The 22,410-nt window shown below is 73.7% G+C and carries 16 protein-coding genes and 1 pseudogene; 12 read left to right on the forward strand and 5 right to left on the reverse strand.

Annotated features, from left to right (window positions below):
* Positions 1–57: 57 nt before the first annotated feature.
* Positions 58–1,299, reverse strand: a complete 1,242-nt coding sequence (locus OG435_RS41630) for a DUF2306 domain-containing protein (protein ID WP_266885433.1) — start codon at positions 1,297–1,299, stop codon at positions 58–60.
* Between the two features lie 129 nt (positions 1,300–1,428).
* A complete protein-coding gene (locus tag OG435_RS41635; protein ID WP_266885435.1) occupies positions 1,429–2,460 on the reverse strand; it encodes a helix-turn-helix domain-containing protein in 1,032 nt (343 codons plus the stop codon).
* Positions 2,461–2,590: 130 nt separating this feature from the next.
* Here OG435_RS41635 and OG435_RS41640 point away from each other — a divergent pair, with 130 nt between their 5' ends.
* A complete protein-coding gene (locus tag OG435_RS41640; protein WP_266885437.1) occupies positions 2,591–6,880 on the forward strand; it encodes a S8 family serine peptidase in 4,290 nt (1,429 codons plus the stop codon).
* Between the two features lie 153 nt (positions 6,881–7,033).
* Complete coding sequence (locus tag OG435_RS41645) at positions 7,034–8,290, forward strand: NAD(P)/FAD-dependent oxidoreductase (RefSeq protein ID WP_266885439.1); 1,257 nt, start codon at positions 7,034–7,036, stop codon at positions 8,288–8,290.
* 2 nt (positions 8,291–8,292) lie between these two features.
* Here OG435_RS41645 and OG435_RS41650 read toward each other — a convergent pair whose 3' ends face one another.
* Both OG435_RS41650 and OG435_RS41655 read right to left on the reverse strand, forming a co-directional pair.
* The gene (locus OG435_RS41650) at positions 8,293–9,558 is read right to left on the reverse strand and encodes a sensor histidine kinase (RefSeq protein ID WP_266885441.1); all 1,266 of its coding nucleotides are present in this window, start codon (positions 9,556–9,558) and stop codon (positions 8,293–8,295) included.
* Positions 9,555–10,210 (reverse strand): annotated as a pseudogene (locus OG435_RS41655) (response regulator transcription factor). Before OG435_RS41655 ends, OG435_RS41650 begins: the two are co-directional and overlap by 4 nt.
* A 174-nt stretch (positions 10,211–10,384) precedes the next feature.
* Between OG435_RS41655 and OG435_RS41660 the strand changes: the two are divergent.
* From OG435_RS41660 to OG435_RS41680, 5 genes are all read left to right on the forward strand, one after another.
* Positions 10,385–10,936 carry a hypothetical protein gene (locus OG435_RS41660; protein WP_266885443.1) on the forward strand — a complete coding sequence of 184 codons (552 nt, stop codon included), beginning with the start codon at positions 10,385–10,387 and terminating at the stop codon, positions 10,934–10,936.
* A gap of 71 nt (positions 10,937–11,007) precedes the next feature.
* Complete coding sequence (locus tag OG435_RS41665) at positions 11,008–12,114, forward strand: peptidoglycan-binding protein (protein WP_266885445.1); 1,107 nt, start codon at positions 11,008–11,010, stop codon at positions 12,112–12,114.
* Positions 12,111–12,875 carry an ABC transporter ATP-binding protein gene (locus tag OG435_RS41670; protein WP_430625827.1) on the forward strand — a complete coding sequence of 255 codons (765 nt, stop codon included), beginning with the start codon at positions 12,111–12,113 and terminating at the stop codon, positions 12,873–12,875. The genes OG435_RS41665 and OG435_RS41670 overlap by 4 nt, the downstream gene beginning before the upstream one ends.
* Entirely contained in the window at positions 12,872–14,080 is a 1,209-nt protein-coding gene (locus OG435_RS41675; protein WP_266885447.1) for an ABC transporter permease, read from the forward strand. Before OG435_RS41670 ends, OG435_RS41675 begins: the two co-directional genes overlap by 4 nt.
* 102 nt (positions 14,081–14,182) lie before the next feature.
* Positions 14,183–16,693 (forward strand): protein kinase domain-containing protein, encoded by a 2,511-nt coding sequence (locus OG435_RS41680; RefSeq protein WP_266885451.1) that lies wholly within the window; start codon positions 14,183–14,185, stop codon positions 16,691–16,693.
* A 74-nt stretch (positions 16,694–16,767) separates the two neighbouring features.
* Here OG435_RS41680 and OG435_RS41685 read toward each other — a convergent pair whose 3' ends face one another.
* On the reverse strand, positions 16,768–17,178 hold the full coding sequence (locus OG435_RS41685; protein ID WP_266885453.1) for a DUF2690 domain-containing protein: 411 nt from the start codon (positions 17,176–17,178) through the stop codon (positions 16,768–16,770).
* Between the two features lie 208 nt (positions 17,179–17,386).
* Here OG435_RS41685 and OG435_RS41690 point away from each other — a divergent pair, with 208 nt between their 5' ends.
* The 5 genes from OG435_RS41690 (at position 17,387) to OG435_RS41710 (ending at position 22,409) form a co-directional block, all read left to right on the forward strand.
* Positions 17,387–18,694, forward strand: a complete 1,308-nt coding sequence (locus OG435_RS41690; RefSeq protein WP_266885455.1) for a sensor histidine kinase — start codon at positions 17,387–17,389, stop codon at positions 18,692–18,694.
* Positions 18,691–19,368: a response regulator gene (locus OG435_RS41695; protein WP_266885457.1), complete on the forward strand. Its 678-nt coding sequence runs from the start codon at positions 18,691–18,693 to the stop codon at positions 19,366–19,368. The genes OG435_RS41690 and OG435_RS41695 overlap by 4 nt, the downstream gene beginning before the upstream one ends.
* A gap of 58 nt (positions 19,369–19,426) precedes the next feature.
* Positions 19,427–20,692 carry a VWA domain-containing protein gene (locus OG435_RS41700; RefSeq protein WP_266885459.1) on the forward strand — a complete coding sequence of 422 codons (1,266 nt, stop codon included), beginning with the start codon at positions 19,427–19,429 and terminating at the stop codon, positions 20,690–20,692.
* A complete protein-coding gene (locus tag OG435_RS41705) occupies positions 20,692–21,498 on the forward strand; it encodes a hypothetical protein (RefSeq protein ID WP_266885461.1) in 807 nt (268 codons plus the stop codon). Before OG435_RS41700 ends, OG435_RS41705 begins: the two co-directional genes overlap by 1 nt.
* 146 nt (positions 21,499–21,644) lie before the next feature.
* Complete coding sequence (locus tag OG435_RS41710) at positions 21,645–22,409, forward strand: class I SAM-dependent methyltransferase (RefSeq protein WP_266885463.1); 765 nt, start codon at positions 21,645–21,647, stop codon at positions 22,407–22,409.
* The last annotated feature ends 1 nt before the right edge of the window (position 22,410 follow it).

A 22,410-nucleotide genomic window follows, 5' to 3' on the forward strand; every position in this document is an offset into this window, starting at 1 on the left:
GCCCGTCACCAGATCCCGGTCCCGGCTCCGTTTCCAGCCCTGGTCCCGGTCCCGACGCTAGGGGGTGGACTGCCATACGCCCTCGACTCCCTCGACTTCGTTGCGTGCGGCGACAGTTGTGGGTCGGGTGCCGGCGAAGGCCGGCCCGGCCCGCCGGACCAGTTCACGGGCGTACATCACGCGCAGGCTCACCACGGCGGTGGCCGCGAAGGCCGTCACCCCGCAGCCGATGGCTACCCCCGCGATCAGTGCGGTGGGCCGGTCGAGGCCCGCGTACCGGTCGAAGGGCACGGCCGCGGCCAGTGAGAACAGCGGCGCCAGGCACAGGGCCGTCAGGTGCAGGCGCCATTCCTCGCGCGCCCACCCGTCACCGCGCCGGCCGGCGCGCCGGTGGCGCACGGTCATCACGGCGAACGTGGCCGCGTACGGCACCAGGTAGCCGAGGAGCAGCCGTCCGCCGACCGTGCCCCAGGACAGGAAGGACCAGCCGATCCAGGCCAGGGCGGCGCCGCCGGCGAGGTGCGCCAGGACGAGTGCCGGGAACGGCACCCACGTCCCGGCGCCGCCGAGCGGGTCGGCGGCCTCCCCGGACCCCGGCCTCCCCCGCCTGTCGAGGGTGCGCGAGGCGAGCAGCGCGCCGAAGACGACGACGGAGCCGAGGTGCATGGTCGCGACGCGGTTGATCTCCTCCATCGACAGGCCCGGCAGCAGCCGGGGCAGCGCACCCCATTCGAGGCGCAGCAGCGGCGCGGTCATCAGGTAGCCGTAACACAGCAGCATCCACCGCTGGTGCAGGTCGGGGAAGCGGCCCAGGGCCGCGAGGATCCCGAACGTCACGCTCAGCGTGGTGCCCACGAGGATGGTGGCGAGGGCGATCCAGAACGTCGGTCCGCTGAAGGCGTCCTCGGGCGCGGTGCGTACGAGGTACACGGCCGCGCCCGCCATGGAGGCGTACACCGTCACCGCGAACACGACTCCCGCCGCGCGGTGCAGGCGCGGGCGGCGCCGGACGGCCGACAGGAGCTGGACCGGCCCGAGCAGCATCAGCGCACCGCCGAGCACGGAGTGCACGATGAGCGGGACGAGGCTGCGTCCGTAGGGTGCGACGCGGGTCCGCAGCGCCTCGGCCACGTACGCCGGGGACACCGTCCTGCCCAGGATCCACTCCCCCGGTGCCGGGGCGCCGGGCCGGGCGTAGGACCACAGTTCGGTCATGGCGACGGGGGCGTAGACCACGCAGACCGCCACCACCGCGATGGTTGACGCACGCGCCCACGGAACGCGCTGGAGACGGTTCACCGGGACTTTCCCTCCGCCACCGAAGCTCGGCCGTCCGCTCTGGACTACCGAGAAGGTAGGGGCCTGTTCGACTCCTGGTCAATAAGGCTGCCTGGTCAATGAGGCTACTTGGTCAATAAGGCTGCCTGGTCAGATCCAGCCGCGCCGGGCCGCGATGGCTCCCGCCTGGAAGCGGTTCGCCGCGCCGAGCTGGTCGTGCAGGCGGCTCATCCGGCGTCGCATGGTCCGTACGGACCAGCCCAGTTGGCGCGCGATCGCCTCGTCCTTCAACCCGCTGACCAGCAGGGCGAGGAGCAGCCGGTCCTCCTCGCCGGGTCCCGCGGACTCCTCGGCGGGTCCCGTCGCCCCGGATCCCGTCGCCCCGGATCCCGTCGCCCCGGATCCCGTCGTCCCGGCTCCGGTCGCCCCGGGCGGCGCGAGCAGGGGGGTCGCCAGGGTCCAGCACAGCCGCCAGTAGTCGGTCAGCGCGTCGAGCAGCGACGAGGGGCGGATCACCGCCGCCCGTACGTCCGTCAGGTCCAGCGACAGGGGCATCAGCGCCAGGGCGTCGTCCGCGATCGCCAGCTTGATCCGCAGCCCGGGCAGCACCCGGGCCTGCTCCCCGTGGGCCACCAGCCGCCGGATGTCGTCCAGCACCCCCGGCCACTCCAGCGCCTCCGGGGCGTACACCGCGCGGTACGTCAGCCCTCCGCGCATCGCGGTCTCCTCCACCGGATTGGCGGTGGTCAGCGCGTAGGGCGGCCGGTCCAGGGTGCGGACCTGCCGCTTCGCCTCCTGCTGGAGCCGTACGAACCAACGGCCCAGTGCCTCCCGGCCGGAGACGATCTCGACCTCCTTGGCATCCCCGCGCCGGGCCGCCTCGAAGAGTCCGGCGAGCTCGCCGGCGGCTGACCGTACCCGGCCCAGTTCCACGGTGCGCTCCTGGATCAGCGCCTCCACCGCGTGCTGCGGGTCGATGGCCGCGTAGCGCCGCCGGGGGCCGGACAGCCGCCCGACCAGCCCGCGGTCGTGCATCCGGTCGAGTGCGCGCGCCACCCGCTCCGGGCCCGTGCCGAGTTCGCCCGCCAGCTCGGCGGGCGCGGCCGCCTGCCGGGCGAGCAGCGCGCGGTAGACCTGCTCGTCAAAAGCGTCGATACCGACGGCAGCCAGCTCCTGGGACATGCGGGCCATCCTGGCCCACCTGTGCCAGCGGCAGCAATGGGCCACAGGGAATCGTTGCCCTATCCGGACCGGGCCGCATTAGGTACCGCCTATGGGTCACTCACACCGAAGAACTGCGCATACGGGCCTGGTGGCCGCGGTGCTCGGCGGACTGCTCGTCTCGGTCCCGCCCGCCGTCGCCGCCGCCCCCGAGTCGGCGGGCCACGGCACGCAACGGGTCATCGTCGAGTTCGACGGCGCCCCGGCACTGGAGGCCGTACCGGACTCCGCGAAGAGCGCCGGGAACGCCGGGAACGCGAAGGACACGAAGGCCGCCAAAGCCGCGAAGGCCGCCGAGGTGACGGCCGCGCGCAAGAACCTGACCGGCAGGCACGACGCGTTCCTGGCCGAGGCGAAGGGCGCCGGCGTCACCGCCAAGGCCGTGCGCCGCCACACGCTGCTGCTCAACGCCGTGGCCATGACCGTCGGCTCCGACGACCTGGCCACGCTGCGGAAGCTGCCGGGCGTGAAGGCCGTCAGCCCCGCCGGCACCGCGCGCGCCCTGGACACCGATGCCAACGAGGTCGTGGGCAACCCGGCCCTGTGGGCCCGGGAGGACCCCGCCGGCGCCAAGGTCACCGGCAAGGGCGTCACCGTCGCCGTGATCGACACCGGGGTCGACTACACGCACCCCGACCTGGGCGGCGGCTTCGGTGAGGGCCACAAGGTCGTCGGCGGCTGGGACTTCGTTGACAACGATGCCAACCCGATGGACGACAACGGCCACGGCACCCACGTCGCGGGCATCGTCGCGGGCAGGGCCGCCATGGCCGGGGGCGTCACCGGCGCCGCTCCGGACGCCGAACTGCTGGCGTACAAGGTGCTCGGCGCGAACGGCAGCGGCGACGACTCCGGCATCATCGCGGCCATCGAGGCGGCGGTCGACCCGGGCAACCCGCACCGCGCCGACATCATCAACATGAGCCTGGGCAACAGCGCGGGCACCGCGAGCGACCCGCTGTCCCGGGCCGCGGCCGCGGCCGTGGACGCCGGGGTCCTGGTCTTCGCCTCGGCCGGCAACTCCGGTCCCGGCTACTGGACCGTCGGCTCCCCGGCCGCCGGCCCCGGCGTCATCGCCGTCGGCGCCTCCACCAGCGGGATCCGGCTGCCCGTACTCAAGGCGGCGGGTGACACCCTGCAGAGCTATCGCGGCGGACGGTCCGCCAACCCGCCGGCCGCGGAGGTGACCGCCGGGGTCGTCAGCATCGGCATGGGCACCGCGGAGGACTGGGCGAAGGCGGGTGACGTCAGCGGCAAGGTCCTGCTGTACGCGATCCCGCCGGCCGTGAACCCGTACGACGTGTGGCCCGAAGAGCTCGAAACCTGGCGCGAGGCCGAACGGCGCGGCGCCGCCGCCCTGGTGGGCGGTGTCGGCGGCGGAGGCGGCGGCCCGGTCGTGTTCGGCGGCAGGAGCCGTACGAACCCGCTCCGGCCCCAGCAGGAGCAGGCGCCCACCCGCGGCGGAGCCACGGCCCACAGCGAGGTACTGCTCGGTGCCACGCCCGCGGAGTCCGGCGACTCCCTGCGCCTGGACCGGCTGGTGGTGGCCGGTGTGGACCACGAGACGGGTCAGCGGCTCGCCTCGCTGGCCGAGTCCGGCGGCGAGCTGGTGCTCGGCGGCCGCGACTCCACCGACGAGATGGCCTCGTTCTCCTCCCGCGGCCCGGACTCCGAACGGCTCGGCCTCAAGCCCGAGATCGTCGCCCCCGGCGTCGAGATCCTCTCCACGGTGCCCAAGGCCCTCGAGCCCACGGGTTACCGGCGGATGTCCGGCACCTCGATGGCCTCGCCGCTCGCCGCGGGACCCGCGGCGCTGCTGCGCCAGCTCCACCCGGACCGCCCCGCGGACCGGCTGCGCGCCGAGGTGATCGGTTCCGCGAAGCCGCTGGACGGCCCCGACCTGCAGTCGCAGGGCAGCGGCCGGCTCGACACGGCCGCCGCGGCCCGGGCCGGTCTGTACGCCTCCCCCGCCACCGTCTCCTTCGGCCTGGCGCACATGGACCGGCCGAAGGTCACCGGCACCCGGGAGGTCGTACTCCACAACACCGGCGGCGCACCGGTCTCCGGCAAGGTGACCGTCACCGGCCCCGCCACCGTCACCCCGGACCGCGTCGTCATCCCGGCGGGCGGCACGGCGAAGGTCACGCTGACCGTCGAGCGCGACCGGCCCGACGTCACGGACTACGCCACCAACTACCTGAGCGGCCGCGTCACCGTCACCCCCGACCAGGGCCGGGCGCTCACCGTCCCGTACCTGATGGCGGCGATCCCGCTGTACGTGGACCCGGCCGAGGACCCGTCGAACGACGGCTCCACCACCGTGTACGTGTACAGCCCGACGCCGCTCACCGCTCCGCCGGTGCTGACGGTCACCCCGCCCAAGGGCAAGGCCTACACCAAGGCGACGACCGCCACCTCGGACCCGGCCTACTACCGGGCCGAATTCACCGGTCTCGGATCGGGCGTCCACACGATGGCCGCCCGCGCCACCACGTCCACCGCGGTGCGCCAGTACGGTACGGGCGCCTTCGAGGTGACCCTCACCGCGCCCAAGGCGAAGAACTGGAAGGCCGTCGGCCCGAACAGCGCCGTGGGCACCACCCAGCTGACCCCCGGCGCCCCGAAGCAGGCCGTGATGACCCAGGGCACCCGCCCGGGCGCCTGGCTCACCACCGACGGCGGCAGGAGCTGGGAGCAGCGGGGCCACACTCCGGTAAGCAACGCGCTGACCGAGCCGTCGCTGGTCATCGACTCCCGCCATCCGAACCGCTGGTGGGAGGCCGTGGTCAGCGCGCACCCGTCCGCGTTCCCGGAGGGCGGCGTGCTGATGCGCACCGAGGACAGCGGCCGCAGCTGGGAGCGGATGGCCGGTCCGCCGGCCCCGATCACCGAGCTGAGCGCCGATGCCCGCACCCGGGTCCTGCTCGCCACGTCCGACTACACCGGCGAGCGGTTCGTCAGCCGGGACCGCGGCGCCACCTGGACGCCGGTCGACCTCACGGGGATCACCGGGTACCTCACCAAGAGCGTGATCGGCAGCGACGACCTGTACCTCTGGGCCGGCCAGGCGATCTGGGTGATCCGCGACTTCGTCACCGGCTCCCCGAAGCCCGTGCAGAAGGTCTTCGAGGCCACGCCGCGCGTGCAGGTCATCGGCGGCTTCGACGCCGACGGCGCGCTGCTCGCCATCAAGGTGCAGGGCCAGGACTCGGGCCTGTACGTGAGCCGTGACGGCGGCCGCAAGGTCGAGAAGACCGGCCGCACCTACAGCGGCCTGGTCGACGTCTCGGGCGGCGACATCTACCAGGACGACCTGAGCGGCACCGGCGCGCTGAGCCGCGACGGCGGCCGTACGTGGACCACGTCCGCGCAGCCCGTACCGGGTTCGGTGGTCTACGACTACGACCGCTGGGCCGACGGCTCCCACACCATCGGCTCCGGCGCGGCCGGTCTGTTCCGCTCCACCCGGGAGGGCGGCTACCGGCGGATCGGCGTCCAGGGCGAGTCCGTCACGGCGCTGGCAGCCTTCGGGGACCAGCTCCTCGCCGGCACCTCGGTCGGCACGTACCGCACCAAGGTGCCCGCGGCGAGCCCCGAGTGGGGCGCGGCGGAGCGCGAGGGCACGACCGGTACCGGTGTCGTCGGGTTCCAGGCCTCCACCGCGGACCCGAAGTCGGGCTGGCAGCTGGTCAACTACCTCTACAACGTGGTGCTGCAGAAGACCACGGACGCCGGCCGGACCTGGTCGGACGCCGCCACCCGCGAGGCGAACGGAACGGCGTTCCTCGTCGATCCCGCACACCCCGACCGGATGATGGTCTCGTACAAGAGCTCCAGCTCCGCGGGGCTGTACACCACCACCGACGGCGGCGCCCACTGGAAGACCTTCGACCAGGGCCGGTACTACGACACCATCGTGGCCGACCCCGGGAAGCCCGGGCGGATCTGGTTCGGCGGCTGGTGGGGGCTGTCCTACTCGGAAGACTTCGGGGCCACGATGCACCAGGTCTCCGAAGCCGAGGTGCACGCCATCCAGTTCACGGCGGGCGCCATGGTCACGGGCGGGCAGGCGATCCGGGTCAGCAAGGACGGCGGCAAGACCTTCACCAAGGCCGACACCGGCGCCCTGCGGATCAGCGTCTCCGACCTGCTGCGGGTCGGCAACACCCTCTACGCGGGCACCGACACCCGCTGGACGGACTTCACCCCGACCGGCGGACGCGGTGTGGTGCGCTCCACCGACGGCGGGCTGACCTGGCACAACATCTCCCGCTCGATGCCGAACAAGGACGTGCTGTCCCTGGCGGCCTCGCCCGACGGCCGGTACCTCTTCGCGGGCGTCGACCAGGGCGGCGTCCACCGCCTGGAGCTGGACGACTGAGGTCCGGGCCGGTGCGGTCGCCGCAGGACAGGGCGACCGCACCGGCCGGCCCCTCGGTCGGCGTGATCTTGACAAGTTTCCATGGGCATGACACCAGTGGGTGCCGTACCACTCCCGTCAGCGGCACCGGACCCCGAAGGGGGCGATCAGGGCATGCCCAGGCCTGAGAGCGCGGAACACGACTACGACGTCGTCATCAGCGGAGCCGGCCTCGCCGGCAGTGCCGCGGCGATCCTGCTCGCCCGGCGCGGCGTCCGCGTCGCACTGCTGGAGCGCCGCTCGGACCCCGAGGCGTACAAGGTGCTGTGCACCCACAGCATCACGGCCAACGCCTTCCCGGTGCTGGACGAACTGGGCCTCGTACCGGACCTGGAGAAGGCGGGAGCCGTCCGCAACGAAGCCCGCTGGCACACCCGTTGGGGCTGGATCGAGCCGAAGCCCGCGCCGGGCGGCCCCGCGCTGCCGTACGCGTACAACGTCCGGCGCAGCACCCTCGACCCGCTGATCAGGTCCCGTGCGGCGCAGACCCCGGGCGTCGACCTGCTCCTCGGCCACCAGGTCACCGGAGTGGTCCGGGAAGCCGGACGGACCGTGGGGGTGCGCGCGTCGACGCCGCGGGGCGAGCGCGAGATCCGGGCCCGGCTGGTGGTCGGCGCCGACGGCAAGGACTCGGCCGTGGCGAAGCACGCCGGGATGCGCACGTGGACGCATCAGAACAACCGCTTCGGCTACCTCGCCCACTTCCGCAACCTGCCGCTCCGCGACGGCATCGGTCACACCTGGTTCCTCGAACCCGACATGGCCTACGCCTTCCCGAACGACGACGGGGTGACCGTCCTCGCGGTGCTCCCGGACAAGAAGCGGCTGCCGGAGTTCCGCGAGGACCTGGAGGGCAGCTTCGCCGCCTTCGTCCGCGCCCTGCCCGAGGCTCCGGCGATCGACTCCGCCGAGCGCGTCTCGAAGATCATCGGGACCGTCGACCACCCGCTCCACCTGCGCAAGCCCACCGCACCGGGCCTCGCGCTGATCGGAGACGCCGCCCTGACCGGCGACCCCCTGTGGGGAGTGGGATGCGGGTGGGCCCTGGAGTCCGCGCGCTGGCTGGCGGAGGCGGTCGCCCCGGCCGCGGCCGGCCGGGGCGACCTCGGCAGGTCGCTCAGGCGGTACGCGCGCAAGCACCAGCGCAAGCTGCGCGGTCACCAGACGCTGGCGATCGACTTCGCCACGTCCCGTCCGTTCAATCCCGCGGAGGAGATGGTGTTCGCGGCGGCGGCGCGCGACGCGGCCATGGCGCGGCACATGCACCTGTTCGCGTCCCGGCTGATCGGCCCGGTGCGCTTCCTGAATCCCGTGGTCATGATCAAGGCCTCGCTCATCAACATCAGACACCGCTGGGCGGACGAAGGCTGAAGTCAGCCCTTCCCGCCCTGTTCGCGTCCGGGCAGCAGGACACGGACCGTGAGCCCGCCGCCCGCGCGGGGTGCGGCCACGACCTCGCCGTGGTGCGTGGCGGTGATCGCCCGGACCACGGCGAGCCCGAGCCCGAACCCGCTGCCGCGCTCCCGGCCCTGCCGGAAGGGCGCGAACAGGGCGGGCAGATCCTCCGCCGGCAGGACGGGGCCGGTGTTGGAGACCTCCAGGAACACCGTGTCCCCGGTGGTGCCGGTCGTGATCACGGCGGCGCCGCCCGGGTAGTTGTGGCGCACCGCGTTGGCCAGCAGGTTGAGCGCGACCTGCCGCAGCAGCGCGGGGTCGCCGTCCACCGGCGCGTCCGCCGCGTCGAGGGTGACCCCGACCTCCGCGGTACGGGCCTCCTCGGCCAGGTCGTACGCCGCGGACCGGGCGGCGTCCGCCAGGTCCGCCGGACGCAGCGCGAGCGCCGCGGTCTCCGCGCGGGCCAGGGTCAGCAGGGCCGCGATCAGCCGCTCGATGCGCGCGTTGGCGTCCAGTGCGCGCAGGACGGCGGGGCGCAGGTCGTCCGGGACCCGCCCCCGGGCCAGGGGGATCTCCAGCGCGGTGCGCAGGACGGTCAGCGGGGTGCGCAGCTCGTGCGAGGCGTGCGCGGTGAAGCTCCGCTGGGCCGTGAAGCTGCGGTCGAGCCGGTCGAGCATGGCGTCGAAGGTGTCGCCGAGTTCGCGGATCTCGTCGTACGGACCGTCCAGCGCGAGCCGCTCGTCCAGGCTGCTGCCGGCGCTGATCCGCCGTGCGGCCCCGGTCACCTGGTGGAGCCGGCGCAGGGAGCGGGCGCTCGCCCACCAGGCCAGCAGCGCGGCGAGCGCCGTGAAGACGGTGAGCAGCAGCGCGGAGCGGGTCAGCAGGTCGCCCAGGATGGCGTCCTGGAAGTGGTCGAAGGCCCGGGTCGGGGTCGTGGCGGCGGCCTCGGTGGACCCCGGGGGCACGTCGGCGGACCCCGGAGGTACGTCGGCGGTCCCCGGAGGCACGTCGGCGGTCCCCGGAGGCACGTCGGCGGTCCCGGGATCGGTGAGCGGTGCCTGCGGGGTCGCGACGGTCGCGGTGACGAGGTCGCGGTTGGCCTCGATGAGCTGGCGCGAGCTGAGCCAGTTCAGCGCCAGCACCCCGCATCCGAGGACGGCGAAGACGGCCGTGGTCACCAGGGTCAGCCGGGCCCGCAGCGGCAGACGGCGGCCGGCCCCCAGCGGGAAGCGGGAGCGGCTCACAGCCGGTATCCGTAGCCCGTGTCGTGCACGATCAGCGGCGGATCGCCGATCTTGCGGCGCAGGGCGTGCACGGTGACCCGTACCGCCGTGGTGGCCGGGTCGAGTCCCGTGTCCCACAGCCGCTCCCGCAGTTCCTCGGTGGTGACCGGGGCCCCGTCCGCGGCCAGCAGCAGCTCCAGGACGCCCAGTTCCTTCGGCGTGAGGTGCAGCGGGCGGCCGTCGCGTTCCGCGACCCTGCGCACCGTGTCGAGGCTGATGCCGCGCCGGCTCAGCACGACCTCGGCCCGGCCCGCCGCGGAGCGGCGGCCCAGCGCGCGCAGCCGGGCGACGAGCTCCAGGTAGGAGAACGGCTTGGTCATGTAGTCGTCGGCGCCCTGGCCGAGGCCTTCGACGAGGTCGGAGAGGGTGTCCGCGGCGGTGAGCATCAGGATCCGGGCCGGGTGCCCCATCGCGGCGAGCGCGCGGCACACGGCGTCGCCGCCCAGTCCGGGCAGGTCCCGGTCCAGGATCACCACGTCGTAGTCGGCCTCGCCGGTCTTGCGGAGCGCTTCCAGGCCGTCGTGGGCGAGGTCGCAGACCATGCCCTCGTCGCGGAGCCCTTCGCGAGCATCAGGGCCAGTTCCCGCTCGTCCTCGACAATCAGCACCCGCATCGCGTCCCGCTCCGCTCCGTTCGCCCGTGCCGCCGCTGTTCTACCCGAGCCGGCGCCGGGGACCAGCCTGCCCGCAGCCGGGTGAGCCGGTGGTTAGGCGCGCGATCACAGGAGGCTCACCGCGCGAACCGTAGAACTGGGGCGTTCATCAGCAACGCACTGGGAGTGTGGGACATGCGAAGCACATCCGCGATACGCGGCCGGTCCGTACGGGGGCTGCTCATCCAAGGCCTGCCCGCCGTGGCGGCGGCCCTGGCCCTGGCCGGCTGTTCGTCCGCCGCCCCGGCGCCCGAGGTCGCCGGGAGCGACCGCGGGGGCCCGGTCACACCGCAGGACGACAACGCGGTCCGCCGGGCCTGGGTCGACTGCATGCACAAGCAGGGGCAGACGGGCGTCGAGCAGGACAAGGACGGCAACATCGGCTTTCCGGCGGCGAGCACGGACACGGGCATGCCGTCCGGGTACGACGCCGCGAGCCGGCTGTGCGACGAGAAGGTGCCCGGCATCCACCAGGTCCAGAAGGCCGACAACGCCAAGTTCGTCGAGATGGGCCGCAAGTGGGTCGAGTGCGCGCGCAAGAACGGGTACTCCGACATGCCCGACCCGGATCCCGAGGACGGGGTGGTCATCATCCCGCGCGCCGTGTTCGACGCGGCCAAGTGGGATGCCGTCGTGCGCGCCTGCGAGGCGAAGTTCCCGCTGCCCGGCTACCGGATCGGTGAGTGAAGGTGACCCGCACGGAGGAGTCCGCGGCAGCCGTGGGACCAGCGGGGCCCCTCGCCGGGGAAGGAAGCCCGGTGCGAGACAGGAAGCGCCGCAAGGTCCTCGTCCCGCTGCTGCTGGTCGCCGCGGTGGCCGGGGCCGGGTCGCTGGCCGTCGCCCGCCCCTGGGACCGCGGCGCCGGCGGCGCCGAGCGGGCGGAGGTGCGGTACGGCCTCGCCCCGGTGGAGCAGGGCTCGCTGTCCAGCGGCATCCAGCTCACCGGCTCGCTCGTCCACGACGCTCCCACCCCCGTCGTCGCGTCCGGCAGGGGCACCATCACCGGACTTCCGGCCGTCGGCGCCGTCGTCAAGGCCGGGCAGAAGCTCTACGAGTTGGACGGGCAGGCCGTGGCGCTGATGGTGGGCGACCGCCCGATGTGGCGCGACCTGGGCCCGGGGGTTCCCGCGGACTCCGATGTGGAGCAGCTCGAGCGCAACCTGATCAAGCTCGGCCACGCCAAGGGTCTCGGCCTGGCCGCCGACCGGAAGTTCACACCGGAGACCGCCACCGCCGTGAAGCGCTGGCAGAAGTCGCTGGGGCTCAAGGAGACCGGCACGGTGTCCCTGGGCGGCATCGTCATGCTGCCGCAGGAGTCCGTACGCGTGCAGCAGGTCGGCGCACAGCTCGGCGCGGCCCTGGGCGGCTCCTCGCTCATGACCGTGACCCGCGAGGACCTCGTGGTCACCGTGCGGCCCGCCGAGAACCAGCTCTCCCGGTTCAAGCCCGACGGCCGCGTCCGCGTCAAGACGGCCGACGGCTCCGCCGTCGAGGGGCGCGTCCGTTCCCTGATCCGCGGCTCCGGCTCTGGCGGGGAGGAAGGTTCCGGCGGGGCGGGCGGCGGCTCCGGGGACGGAGCGGGCGGCGTCAAGACCACCGTGACGATCGTGCTGGACGGGCAGGAACAGGCGCGGCGGGCGGGCCAGTCCGCGGTGACCGTCACCGTGGTGGGCGACACCGCCGACCACGCGCTCATCGTCCCGGTCACCGCGCTGCTCGCCCTGGACGGCGGCGGATACGGCGTACGGGTCTCCGACGGCCCCACGCCCCGGCTGGTCAGGGTCCAGCTCGGCCTGATCGCCGACGCCAAGGCGCAGATCACCGGCGACGTGAAGCCCGGCGCACAGGTGGTGATCCCCAAGTGATCCCTTCCCCGACTCCCCCCGCTCCCCCCGCTCCCTCGCCTCCCCCGGCGGCCGGCGCCGCCCCCGTCCTGGAGCTGTCCGGCATCGTCAAGGAGTATCCGGGCGCGCCTCCGCTGCGCATCCTGCACGGCATCGACCTCACCGTCGAAGCCGGTGAACTCCTCGCCGTCGTCGGGCCGTCCGGCTCCGGCAAGTCCACGCTCCTCGCGCTGCTCGGCTCGCTCGACCGGCCCACCTCGGGCCGGCTCCGCTTCGAGGGCCGCGATCTGGCGGGCCTGTCCGACCGGGAGCTGGCCGCGCTGCGGGCGCACCGGATCGGTTTCGTGTTCCAGCAGTTCTTCCTGCTGTCCGGACTCACCACCGTCGAGAACGTCGCGACCGGGCTGCTGTACGCCGGGGCGCCGCTCTCCGAACGGCGCGCGCGAGCCGTGGAGGCGCTGTGCGCCGTGGGCCTGGGCCACCGGCTGGACCACCGCCCCGACCAGCTCTCGGGCGGTGAGAAGCAGCGCGTGGCGATCGCCCGCGCGCTGATCGGCCGCCCGGCGCTGCTGCTCGCGGACGAGCCCACCGGAGCCCTGGACAGTGTGTCCGGCGCCGCCGTGGTCGAGCTGCTGCACACCCTGAACGCGGGCGGCACCACGGTGGTGGTCATCACCCACGACCGTTCGCTGGCCGCCTCGTTCCCCCGACGGGTCGGCATCCAGGACGGCCGCGTCGAGTTCGACGAACGGCTCCCGGAGCCCGCTGGAGCCGGCCGATGAGCACCTGTCCGACACGTACCCGTCCGAAGAGCACCCGGCTGCGTCCGGCGGATCTGCTGCGCCTGGGCATGATCGGGCCGCGCACCCGCAGGATGCGTACCGCCCTGTCCGCGCTGGGCATCTCGCTGGGCATCGCCGCCGTGGTCGCGGTCACCGGCATCTCGAACTCCAACCAGCAGCACCTGCTGGCCCGGCTGGACCAGCTCGGCTCCAACCTGATCACCGTGGCCCCCGGCAAGGGGCCCGACCAGCAGCCGGTACCGCTGCCGCTCACCGCGGAGAAGATGCTCTCCGCCATCGCGCCCGTGCAACGGACCACCGCCACCGGGGCCACCAAGGCGCAGGTGTACCGCAACGACCTGGTACCGGTGCAGCAGACCTCCAGCCTCACCGTGCTGGCCGCGCGCCTCGACCTGCTGGAGGTGCTGCGCGCCGAACTGCACAGCGGGCGCTGGCTGGACGCCGCGGCCGAGAACCTCCCGGTGACGGTGCTGGGCGACCAGGCCGCCGAGCGGCTCGGCGTCACCGGCCCGGGCGAGCGGGTGTGGCTGGGCGGCCAGTGGTACCAGGTCCTCGGCATCCTCGCTCCGAACGAACTCGCCCCCGAACTGGGCACGGCGGCCCTGGTCGGATGGCCCCAGGCGGTCGCCCGGCTGGGGGCCGACGGCAGCGCCGCGACCGTCTACCTGCGGTCGTACTCCGAACGCGTCCCGCAGGTCCAGGCGGTGGCCGCGGCCACCGCGAACCCCGGCAGCCCGACCATGGTCGCGGTGAGCAGGCCCTCCGACCTCCTGCTGGCCCGCACCGAGACGGAGAACAGCCTCACCGCGCTCGTACTCGTCCTGGCCGGCGTGGCGTTGCTGGTGGGCGGTGCCGGGATCGCCAACACCATGGTCGTCGGCGTGATGGAGCGCCGCGGCGAGATCGGGCTGCGCCGCGCCCTGGGTGCCCGGGGCGGCCAGATCGCGGCGCAGTTCCTGCTGGAGGCCGTGCTGATGGGCTTCATCGGCGGCATCGGCGGCCTGCTCCTGGGCGGTCTGACCGTGTACGGCTACGCGCTGGTCCAGGGCTGGCCGGCGGCCATCCCGCTCCACACCCTCGTCGCCGGGCCCTCGGTCTCGGTGGTGGTGGCCGCGCTCGCCGGGCTCCATCCCGCGCTGCGGGCCGCCCGGGCCTCCCCCACGGACGCCCTGCGTTCGGCGTGACGTCCGCGGATCCGCGCGGGCCGGCGGTGGCTTCGCGGTACAAGTGCGCAGGTCCGGGATAGGGTGCCGCCGACGGACGTACACGGGTGGGCGGGGCGGGACATGACACTGCGGGACGGGGATCCGCGGGCGATCGGCGGGTATGTCCTGATCGCCCGGCTGGGTTCCGGCGGGATGGGGACGGTGTACTCGGGGCGAGCCGCCTCGGGGCGGCTCGTCGCGGTGAAACTGGTGCACCAGCAGTTCGCCGACGACCCGGAGTTCCGGACCCGGTTCCGCCAGGAGGTGGCGGCCGCCCGGCGGGTGAGCGGCGCCTTCACCGCCGCGGTGGTGGATGCCGACCCGGACGCGGAGCGGCCCTGGATGGCCACCCAGCTGGTGCCGGGGCGGACCCTGGGCGCGCGGGTGAAGGCGGACGGGCCGCTGCGCGGGAACGCGCTGCGCGTGCTCGCGCTGGGCCTGGTGGAAGCGCTGCGCGAACTGCACACCACCGGGGTGATCCACCGCGACCTGAAGCCGGACAACGTCATGCTGACGGACGACGGGCCGCGGGTCATCGACTTCGGGATCTCGCGGGCGGCCGGTCAGCAGACGCTGACCTCGACCGGGCAGATCCTGGGGACGCCGCCGTACATGTCGCCGGAGCAGTTGTCGGCCCCGGCGCGGGTGCGGGCCTCGTCGGACGTGTTCTCGCTGGGGTCGGTGCTGGTGTTCGCCGCGACCGGGCGGGGGCCCTTCGACGCGGAGTCGCACTACATGACGGCCTACCGCGTGGTGTCGGAGGCACCGGACATCGGCGAACTGGCCGATCCGCTACGGGCCGTGGTCGGGGCCTGCCTGGCCAAGGAGGCGGCCGCCCGGCCGGAACCGGACGAGCTGCTGGCCGTGCTGGCGCGGATCCCGGCGGCCGCCTGGGAGAATCCGCTCCGCGAGGACGGGGACCCCGGCGGGGAAGCCCGTAAGCCCTCCGGGGCCGGGACCTGGACCGGCTCGCGGGCGGGCGACGAGGCGGAGCCGGGTACGGCCGCGGGCGCCGTTGCCGGCGCACGTACGGACGCGGACGCCGACGGCACCGGAGGGGGCCCGGCGGGCCCGGCCGCCGCGTCCCCGGAGGGGACCCAGGACGCCGGCGGGCCGCTCACCCGGCCGTCGGGGCCCCCGACCGGCCCGGCCGGGCAGCCGGCGGCCCCGCGGCCCCGGCGGATGTCCGGGCCGCGCCGACGCGCCCTGCTCACCGGGGTACTGGTGGCTTCGCTGCTGGTCGGCGGCGGGTACTACTTCGGGTACGCCCCGCGGGACGGCGGCGCCCGGGACGACGGCAAGGCACCCTCGTCGTCCGCCGGACCCTCCGGGACACCCGGCCCCTCCGGCGCCGCGTCGCGTACGCCCTCCCAGCCGACGGCCACCGGGTCCCTCGCCCCGTACCTGGCCACCGACGGCGGCAGCCCGGGCGGCAGCCGTGCCTACGCGGACTCCCCCGCCCGGCGCCCCGCCGGGTGGCGGGCCTGGGACGGCATCAGGGAGATGGCGGCCTGCGTGTACGCGGCCTCGTCGCTGGTGTGCACGTCGCCCGGCACGAGCAAGGAGCTTCCCGGCGACGGGCTCAGCCGGTACGACGCGGCCACCGGCGAGCCGCTGTGGGGGCAGATGCTTCAGGACGCCGTGGACGGGCAGCCCCCGCTGGTGGCACCCGGGGCGGTGAGCGGGACCCACACGGTGATCGCGCCCGGCGACAAGGGGTTCACCGCGCTGGACCTCGTCGAAGGCACGCCCCGCTGGGAGTTCCCCACCAAGGAGAAGCTGAAGCGGGCGGTCCTGGACGCGGACGGCAGCCGGGTCTTCGCGGTGAGCGCGTCCGGCACGGTCACCGCCCTGGAGACCCGGTACGGGAAGCTCCTGTGGCAGCAGAAGGTGTCCGGGTCCGAGGACGGCTACCCGGCGCTGCGGGTGGACAAGGACCGGGTGTACGTACAAGGGCGGACCCAGAAGGCCGACATGGGGTTCCAGACCTTCGTGACCGCCCTCGACGGGGCCACCGGGAAGAAGCTGCCGTTCGGGACTCCCCAGGACGGCACCCGGTTCTCGATGCCCGGGACCTGCGAGACCCGTGGGCTCACGCTGGCCAGGGACCTGTACGACGACACCGTCCTGCTGTGCAGCAAGGAGAACGGGGCGGGTGTGCTGCGCGGTGAGCCGGCTCATCAGCGCAGCGCGGACCTCCCGTACGCGGGCATCACGCTGTCGGGGCCGGCGGTGGCCGGTGACAAGGTCTATCTGATGGCGACCGCGTCGGACGGCGAACCGGGCTTCATGGAACTCAACCAGGAGTCCGGCGGCGCCGTGTGGCGGATTCCGCTGGCCCGGGAGTGCACGGACCCGCAGCGCCCGGAGGCGGCGAACGCGGTGGTGGTGACCGGCGGGCTGGCGTACGTACGGTGCCGGACCTCGGGCGTGGTCATCGACCTGGCCTCCCGCAAGCAGACCGCCCGCTTCACCGTCCCGGGCGGCGTCCGCCCCGGGACCGACGGCCCGTCCGGCTTCCTGGTGGTGGGCGGGATCGTCTTCACCCCGACCGCCAAGGGGTGGTCCGCCGTGGAACCCTCCCCCGTATAGGGGGTGTCCCGCGCAGGACCGGCCGTGCGGCCGCCCGTCCCCCGTGGACGGGCGGCCGCACGGCCGGGAGGGGCTCAGTACCAGCCGGTACACCGCACGGTGCCGGTGCTGTCGTTCTTGGCGCAGGCCCGCATCACGTAGCCCGCGTCGTTGTAGGCCGGGGTGTGGGTGTCGGCGCCGGACTGCACGGTGGTCACGCCCATCGGGCCGGTCCAGGTGCTGCCGCCGTTGCTGGACCGGTCCACCCACACCTGATCGCCCGGGTCGGCCGTGTAGATCCGGCCCCACGCGCAGCGCGTGGACGGGCTGTAGCGCAGCTCGATGTGGATGGAGTCGACCATGTTCGTCTTCTTCGTGACGGCGTCGCCGGTGGAGCAGGCCAGCACCCCGGTGCCCGCCGCTTGCGCGGTCGTGCCCGTGAGTCCGAGGCCGGTGAGCAGTGCGACGCCCGCCGTCAGGACGGCGGCCTTCTTGGTGAACTGCATCGGTGATCCCCCTGTGTGGCGTCGAGGCGACCGGCACGCCGGGCGGCGTGCGGTCGGCGGAACACCCGTACGGTCCCCCGGACTCCCCCTGCCCGGCGTCAACCGCAGAGTGGACTCCAGGGGTAAACCCCTGCGTCAGTACGGCGCCCCCGCCCGCTACACCCCTGGTATGACGACCGCCCCCCGCGCCCCCGCGTAGGGTTCGCCGATGCGCACCAGGGCCTGGCAGGCGGCTGACCGGTTCCGCTCCGTCGATCCCAGGCTGACCGACGCCCTACTGGCCCTGGGCCTGACCGGTGTCGCGGCCTTCACCGGGCCGAGGTACCACATGCCCGGCGCGCAGCCGTTCGACGCCGGCGCCTACCTGTTCACCGTGCTGGTCGGCCTTCCGCTCGCCGCGCGCAGGAGCTCTCCCGTACCCACGCTCATCGCCTGCTCCCTGGCCTACAGCGGGTACGTGGCCGCCGGGTACTCGCCCTCCCTCAACTTCTGGGGGCCCATGATCGCGTTCTACGGGGTCGCGGCCCGCCGTCCGCCCCGTACCGTCGCCGCGTGCGCGGCGCTCGCCGCGGCCGTCTACTTCTACACCGGGCTGGAGACTCTGGGGCCGATCGTGTCGGTGCTGCAGGCCCTGTGCGTGCCCGGGGTGGTGTGGGTGCTGGGCAACGGCGCCCGGCTGCTCGACGAGCGGAGCCGTCAGCTGGCCGCCGCCTCCGCCCAGTTGCACCGCGAGCAGGAGTGGCGGTCGCGCCGCGCGGTCTCCGAGGAGCAGCGGCGCATCGCCCGCGAGCTCCACGACATCGTGGCCCACCACATGTCCGTCATCAGCGTGCAGGCGGGGATGGCCGGTTACGTCTTCTCGACCGCACCGGACAAGGCCCGGGCGGCGCTCGGCACGATCGCCGAGACCAGCCAGGAGGGGCTGCGGGAACTGCGGCGCATGCTCACGCTGCTGCGCTCGGGCGGCGACGAGGAACCGGACGTCCTGCGCGGCGCGCCCGCGGACGAGGACGGCGCGGACGGGCGGACCCCGTACGCGCCGATGCCGCGCCTGGCAGGGCTCGCGGAGGCCGCGCAGCGGGTGCGGGCCACGGGCGTTCCCGTGGAGCTGAGGACGGGCGGCATCCCGCGGCCGTTGCCGCCGGGTGTGGAGCTGTGCGCGTACCGGGTGGTCCAGGAGGCCCTCACCAACGTCATCAAGCACGCTCCGTCGGCATGCGTCGAGGTTCTCGTCGTGTACCTCCCGGACGCCTTGGAGGTCACGGTCACCGACGACGGTGGCGGCGACGGCGGTGGCGGCCACGGCGGCGGCGCGGACGTCCGGGCGCGCCGACCAGATCCGGCCAACGTTGTCCCCGGACCGGGGCACGGGTTGATCGGCATGCACGAACGCGCGAGGCTCTACGGCGGAACAGTGGTCGTCGGCCCGCGGACCGAAGGGGGATTCAGCGTGCACCTCGTGCTGCCGCTCACCACCGCGCGTCCCCTCGGTCCGGAGAACCGGCCGCCGGCATGATCCGGGTCCTCGTCGTCGACGACCAGATCCTGATCCGGGCCGGACTGGCGGCGCTGCTCCAGGCGGCACCCGGCATCGAGGTGGTCGGGGAGGCCGAGGACGGCGAGGACGCCGTGGTCCGCGCGGCCGCCACCCGCCCGGACGTGATCCTGATGGACATCCGGATGCCCGGCCTCGACGGCCCGGCCGCCACGGAGCGGATCCTCGCGGCAGCGGTGGACCCGCTGCCCCGGGTCCTCGTCCTGACCACCTTCGACCTCGACGAGTACGTGTACGCCGCCCTGCGCGCCGGGGCCTCCGGGTTCCTGCTGAAGGACACCGGCCCCGAGCGGCTCCTGGAGGCGGTCGCGGCGGTGGCCCGCGGCGACATGCTCTTCGCCCCGAGCGTGACGCGGCGCCTCATCGAGACCTACGTGAACCGCGCGGACCCGGTGCCGGACACCCCCGCCGCCCTCGACGCGCTCACCGCCCGCGAGCGGGAGGTACTGCGGCTGACGGCCCGCGGGCTGTCGAACACGGAGATCGCCGAGCTGCTCTTCATCAGCGAGGCCACCGTCAAGACCCACCTCAACCGCACCATGAGCAAACTGGCCCTGGACAGCCGCGCCCAGGCCGTCGTCGTGGCGTACGAAACGGGTCTGGTCGTCCCGGGCGGCCCGGCCGGCCACGGCTGAGCCGCCCCCGGCGGGTGCTCGGTTTGGCTGGTGCGGGGAATCTCAATACGATCCGGCGATGATCACTAGAAGATGGGTGAGGGCCAGTGCGTGCGGCCTGTTCGTCACCCTCGCTGCCGGGTTGTTCCCTGCAGGTGCCGCCGCCGGTGAACCGGTGGCGAAGGAAGCCCCCAAGGTCGAGTTGGTGCTGGACGTCAGCGGCTCGATGCGCGCGCAGGACATCGACGGGCAGACCCGGATGTCCGCCGCGAAACAGGCGTTCAACGAGGTGCTGGACGCGGTGCCCGAGGAAGTGCAGCTCGGCATACGGACCTTGGGCGCCAACTACCCCGGCCCCGACAAGAACCTCGGCTGCAAGGACACCAAGCAGCTCTATCCGGTCGGCCCCCTGGACCGGACCGAGGCCAAGACGGCGGTGGCCACACTGGCCCCCACCGGGTGGACGCCCATCGGCCCGGCGCTGCTCGGAGCCGCCGAGGACCTGAAGGGCGGTGACGCCAGCCGCCGGATCGTGCTCATCACCGACGGCGAGGACACCTGCGCCCCGCTCGACCCCTGCGAAGTGGCCCGGAGCATCGCGGCCCAGGGGATCCACCTGGTCATCGACACGCTCGGGCTCGTCCCCGACGCCAAGACCCGCGACCAGCTGATCTGCATCGCCGAGGCCACCGGCGGCACGTACACCTCCGTGCAGCACAAGGCCGAACTGTCGGGCCGGGTGAAGCAGTTGGTGGGCCGTGCGGCCACACCGGTGGTCAATCCGGTGGCCACCGAGGGCGCCAAGCAGTGCGCGAGCGCACCGGAGTTGCAGCCCGGCCTCTACAGCGACCGCGAGAGCTTCGGCGAGCACCGCTGGTACCGGGTCTCCGTGCCGCCGGGCAAGGAGCTGCGCGCCTCGGTCAGCATCGGGGCCGACCGCGCCGTGAACAACGACTACGGAGTGCTGCTGCGCGCCACGACGCGCAGCGGCCGGGAGATCGTACGCGGCCAGGAAGCCGGTGACGGGCGGACCGACCTGATCTCGTCCGGGCTGCGCTACCCCAAGGCCGGGAGCGCGGACGACGAGGAGCCGGCCGAGACCGTGTGCCTCCAGGTCAGCAACTCCTTCTCGGCCCCCGCCTCGGTGAAGACCACCCCGGGCATGCCGCTCGAGCTGACCATCGACGTGGTGGACGGTCCCGACGAGGCCTCCGACGTGGCCTCCTTCGGCCTCGGACGCGGCTGGTGGCTGCTCGGCGTACTGGCGCTCACCGGACTCCTCGCCGGACTGGTGTGGGGCTGGGTCTCCCGCTGGCGTATCTCGGTCTGGAGGACCAACAACTGATGAGTGCCGTGAGACGTGAACGAAACGACGGATCCCGCACCGGCCGGCGCGTCCGGCGCGCACTGACCGCCGCCCTGCTCGTGGGCGGCGGCCTGCTCGGGGTGGCGGCCTCGCCGTCGCCGAGCCCGAGCGGCGGCAACGAGGCTCCGACCGAGGCCGGCACGGCCTTCCGTACCGCCACCCCGCTCCAGTTGGGCCAGGGGGCAACGGCCGAGGCCTCCACCGGCGACTACCTCTACTGGGTGCTCCCCCTGGACTCGGGGCAGCGCGCCACCGTGCAGGCCTCGGTCACCCTGCCCGCCGCGGCGGGCAGGCACTCCGCCTCCACCTGGCAGCTCGACGTGTACGACGGCCTGCGCCGCCGCCAGCCCTGCACGTACGGCGCGCAGACCGGCACGGCCGCCAGGGACGCGGCGGCCGTCGACCTGTCCTGCACCCTGCGCCCGGTCCGCTCGGGCGCCGACCAGTGGGCCAACGACCCTCTGCCCGGGGCCTATTACCTCCGGCTCACGGTCACCGACCTCGCACAGGAGGACCTCGGCCAGCCCGTACGGGTCCGCGTGCGGGCACAGGCCCAGGACGTCGGCGGCGCCTACGCGGCCGACAACGCCCTGGCCGCACCGCTCGTCCCCGCCGCCGGCACGACGTCCACCATCGCGCCGGCCGACGGCTGGGCGGGCACCTGGTGGTCGGACCGCTGGCTCTGGACGGCGGCCGGCGGTGTGCTCGCCGCCCTCGCGGGCATCGGCGGCTACCGCCTGACCCGCGGCGCGGGCCGCCCGGGACGGGTACCGCCCACCGCCTGACCCACCACCCGGGTGCGGGGCTTCCAGGCCCCGCACCCGGGAATCCACGCGGCATCCACACACCGGAGCCGTTCCCTCCTCCGGGATTCGTCGAGATGATGCGCCACACACGCGTACACGCGTGCGCGCGCATCGGGGGGCGGCACATGAACGACGCTGAGGCACGGGGCGACCAGTACGACGACGAGTCGGAGGACTACGTCGCCTACTGGCAGGGGCGCGACTACGAGCACGCGGCCGAGATAGCCGCGGTCAAACGGCTGATCGGCGACCGCCGTTACGGACTCGTCTGCGAAGTGGGCGGCGGATTCGGCCGGTTGAGCCCGGTCCTTAAGGAGTACGCGGACCGTGTCATGATGTGCGACCCGAGCGCCAAGCACGTGGCCATCGCCGGACGCCTGCTGGCCGACCGGCCCGGCATCACCGCGCACCACATGCGCCCAGGCCACCTTCCGCTCGACGACGGATCGGCCGATCTGGTCTCCATGATCCGCGTCATGCACCACATTCCCGATCCCGGCCCCACGCTGCGCGAGATCGCGTGCGTACTGAGGCCCGGCGGCCGCGCCCTGATCGAGGTGGCCAACTCCGCGCACATCCTGAACAAACTGCGCTACGCGAAACGGCTGCGCGGTGTCCCGCGCGCGCCCGTGGACATCCGCTCCGCCGAGAAGGTGGCCGAGTTCAGCATCCCCTTCGTCAACCACCACCCCGACACCGTCGTACGGCAGTTCGCGGAGGCCGGGCTGCGGGTCGAGGACAAGCTGTCCGTGTCCAACATGCGCAGCGGACGGCTGAAGCGGAGCGTGGGCGAGGACCGCCTGCTGGCGGTCGAGCAGCGCATCCAGAGCCCGCTGGCCGCCCTCAACTTCGGTCCGAGCCTGTTCTTCCTGCTCCGGCGGAGCGGGTAGC

Origin of the sequence: Streptomyces sp. NBC_01264 (genome assembly GCF_026340675.1) — a bacterium.
Classification (GTDB): Bacteria; Actinomycetota; Actinomycetes; order Streptomycetales; family Streptomycetaceae; genus Streptomyces.

Excerpts from the sequence above, each read along its gene's own strand:
- OG435_RS41635 (WP_266885435.1), bottom strand. The coding sequence starts at position 2,460 with ATGTCCCAGGAGCTGGCTGCCGTCGGTATCGACGCTTTTGACGAGCAG.
- OG435_RS41645 (WP_266885439.1), top strand. The coding sequence starts at position 7,034 with ATGCCCAGGCCTGAGAGCGCGGAACACGACTACGACGTCGTCATCAGC.
- OG435_RS41660 (WP_266885443.1), top strand. The coding sequence starts at position 10,385 with ATGCGAAGCACATCCGCGATACGCGGCCGGTCCGTACGGGGGCTGCTC.
- OG435_RS41675 (WP_266885447.1), top strand. The coding sequence starts at position 12,872 with ATGAGCACCTGTCCGACACGTACCCGTCCGAAGAGCACCCGGCTGCGT.
- OG435_RS41680 (WP_266885451.1), top strand. The coding sequence starts at position 14,183 with ATGACACTGCGGGACGGGGATCCGCGGGCGATCGGCGGGTATGTCCTG.
- OG435_RS41685 (WP_266885453.1), bottom strand. The coding sequence starts at position 17,178 with ATGCAGTTCACCAAGAAGGCCGCCGTCCTGACGGCGGGCGTCGCACTG.
- OG435_RS41690 (WP_266885455.1), top strand. The coding sequence starts at position 17,387 with ATGCGCACCAGGGCCTGGCAGGCGGCTGACCGGTTCCGCTCCGTCGAT.
- OG435_RS41695 (WP_266885457.1), top strand. The coding sequence starts at position 18,691 with ATGATCCGGGTCCTCGTCGTCGACGACCAGATCCTGATCCGGGCCGGA.
- OG435_RS41700 (WP_266885459.1), top strand. The coding sequence starts at position 19,427 with ATGATCACTAGAAGATGGGTGAGGGCCAGTGCGTGCGGCCTGTTCGTC.
- OG435_RS41705 (WP_266885461.1), top strand. The coding sequence starts at position 20,692 with ATGAGTGCCGTGAGACGTGAACGAAACGACGGATCCCGCACCGGCCGG.
- OG435_RS41710 (WP_266885463.1), top strand. The coding sequence starts at position 21,645 with ATGAACGACGCTGAGGCACGGGGCGACCAGTACGACGACGAGTCGGAG.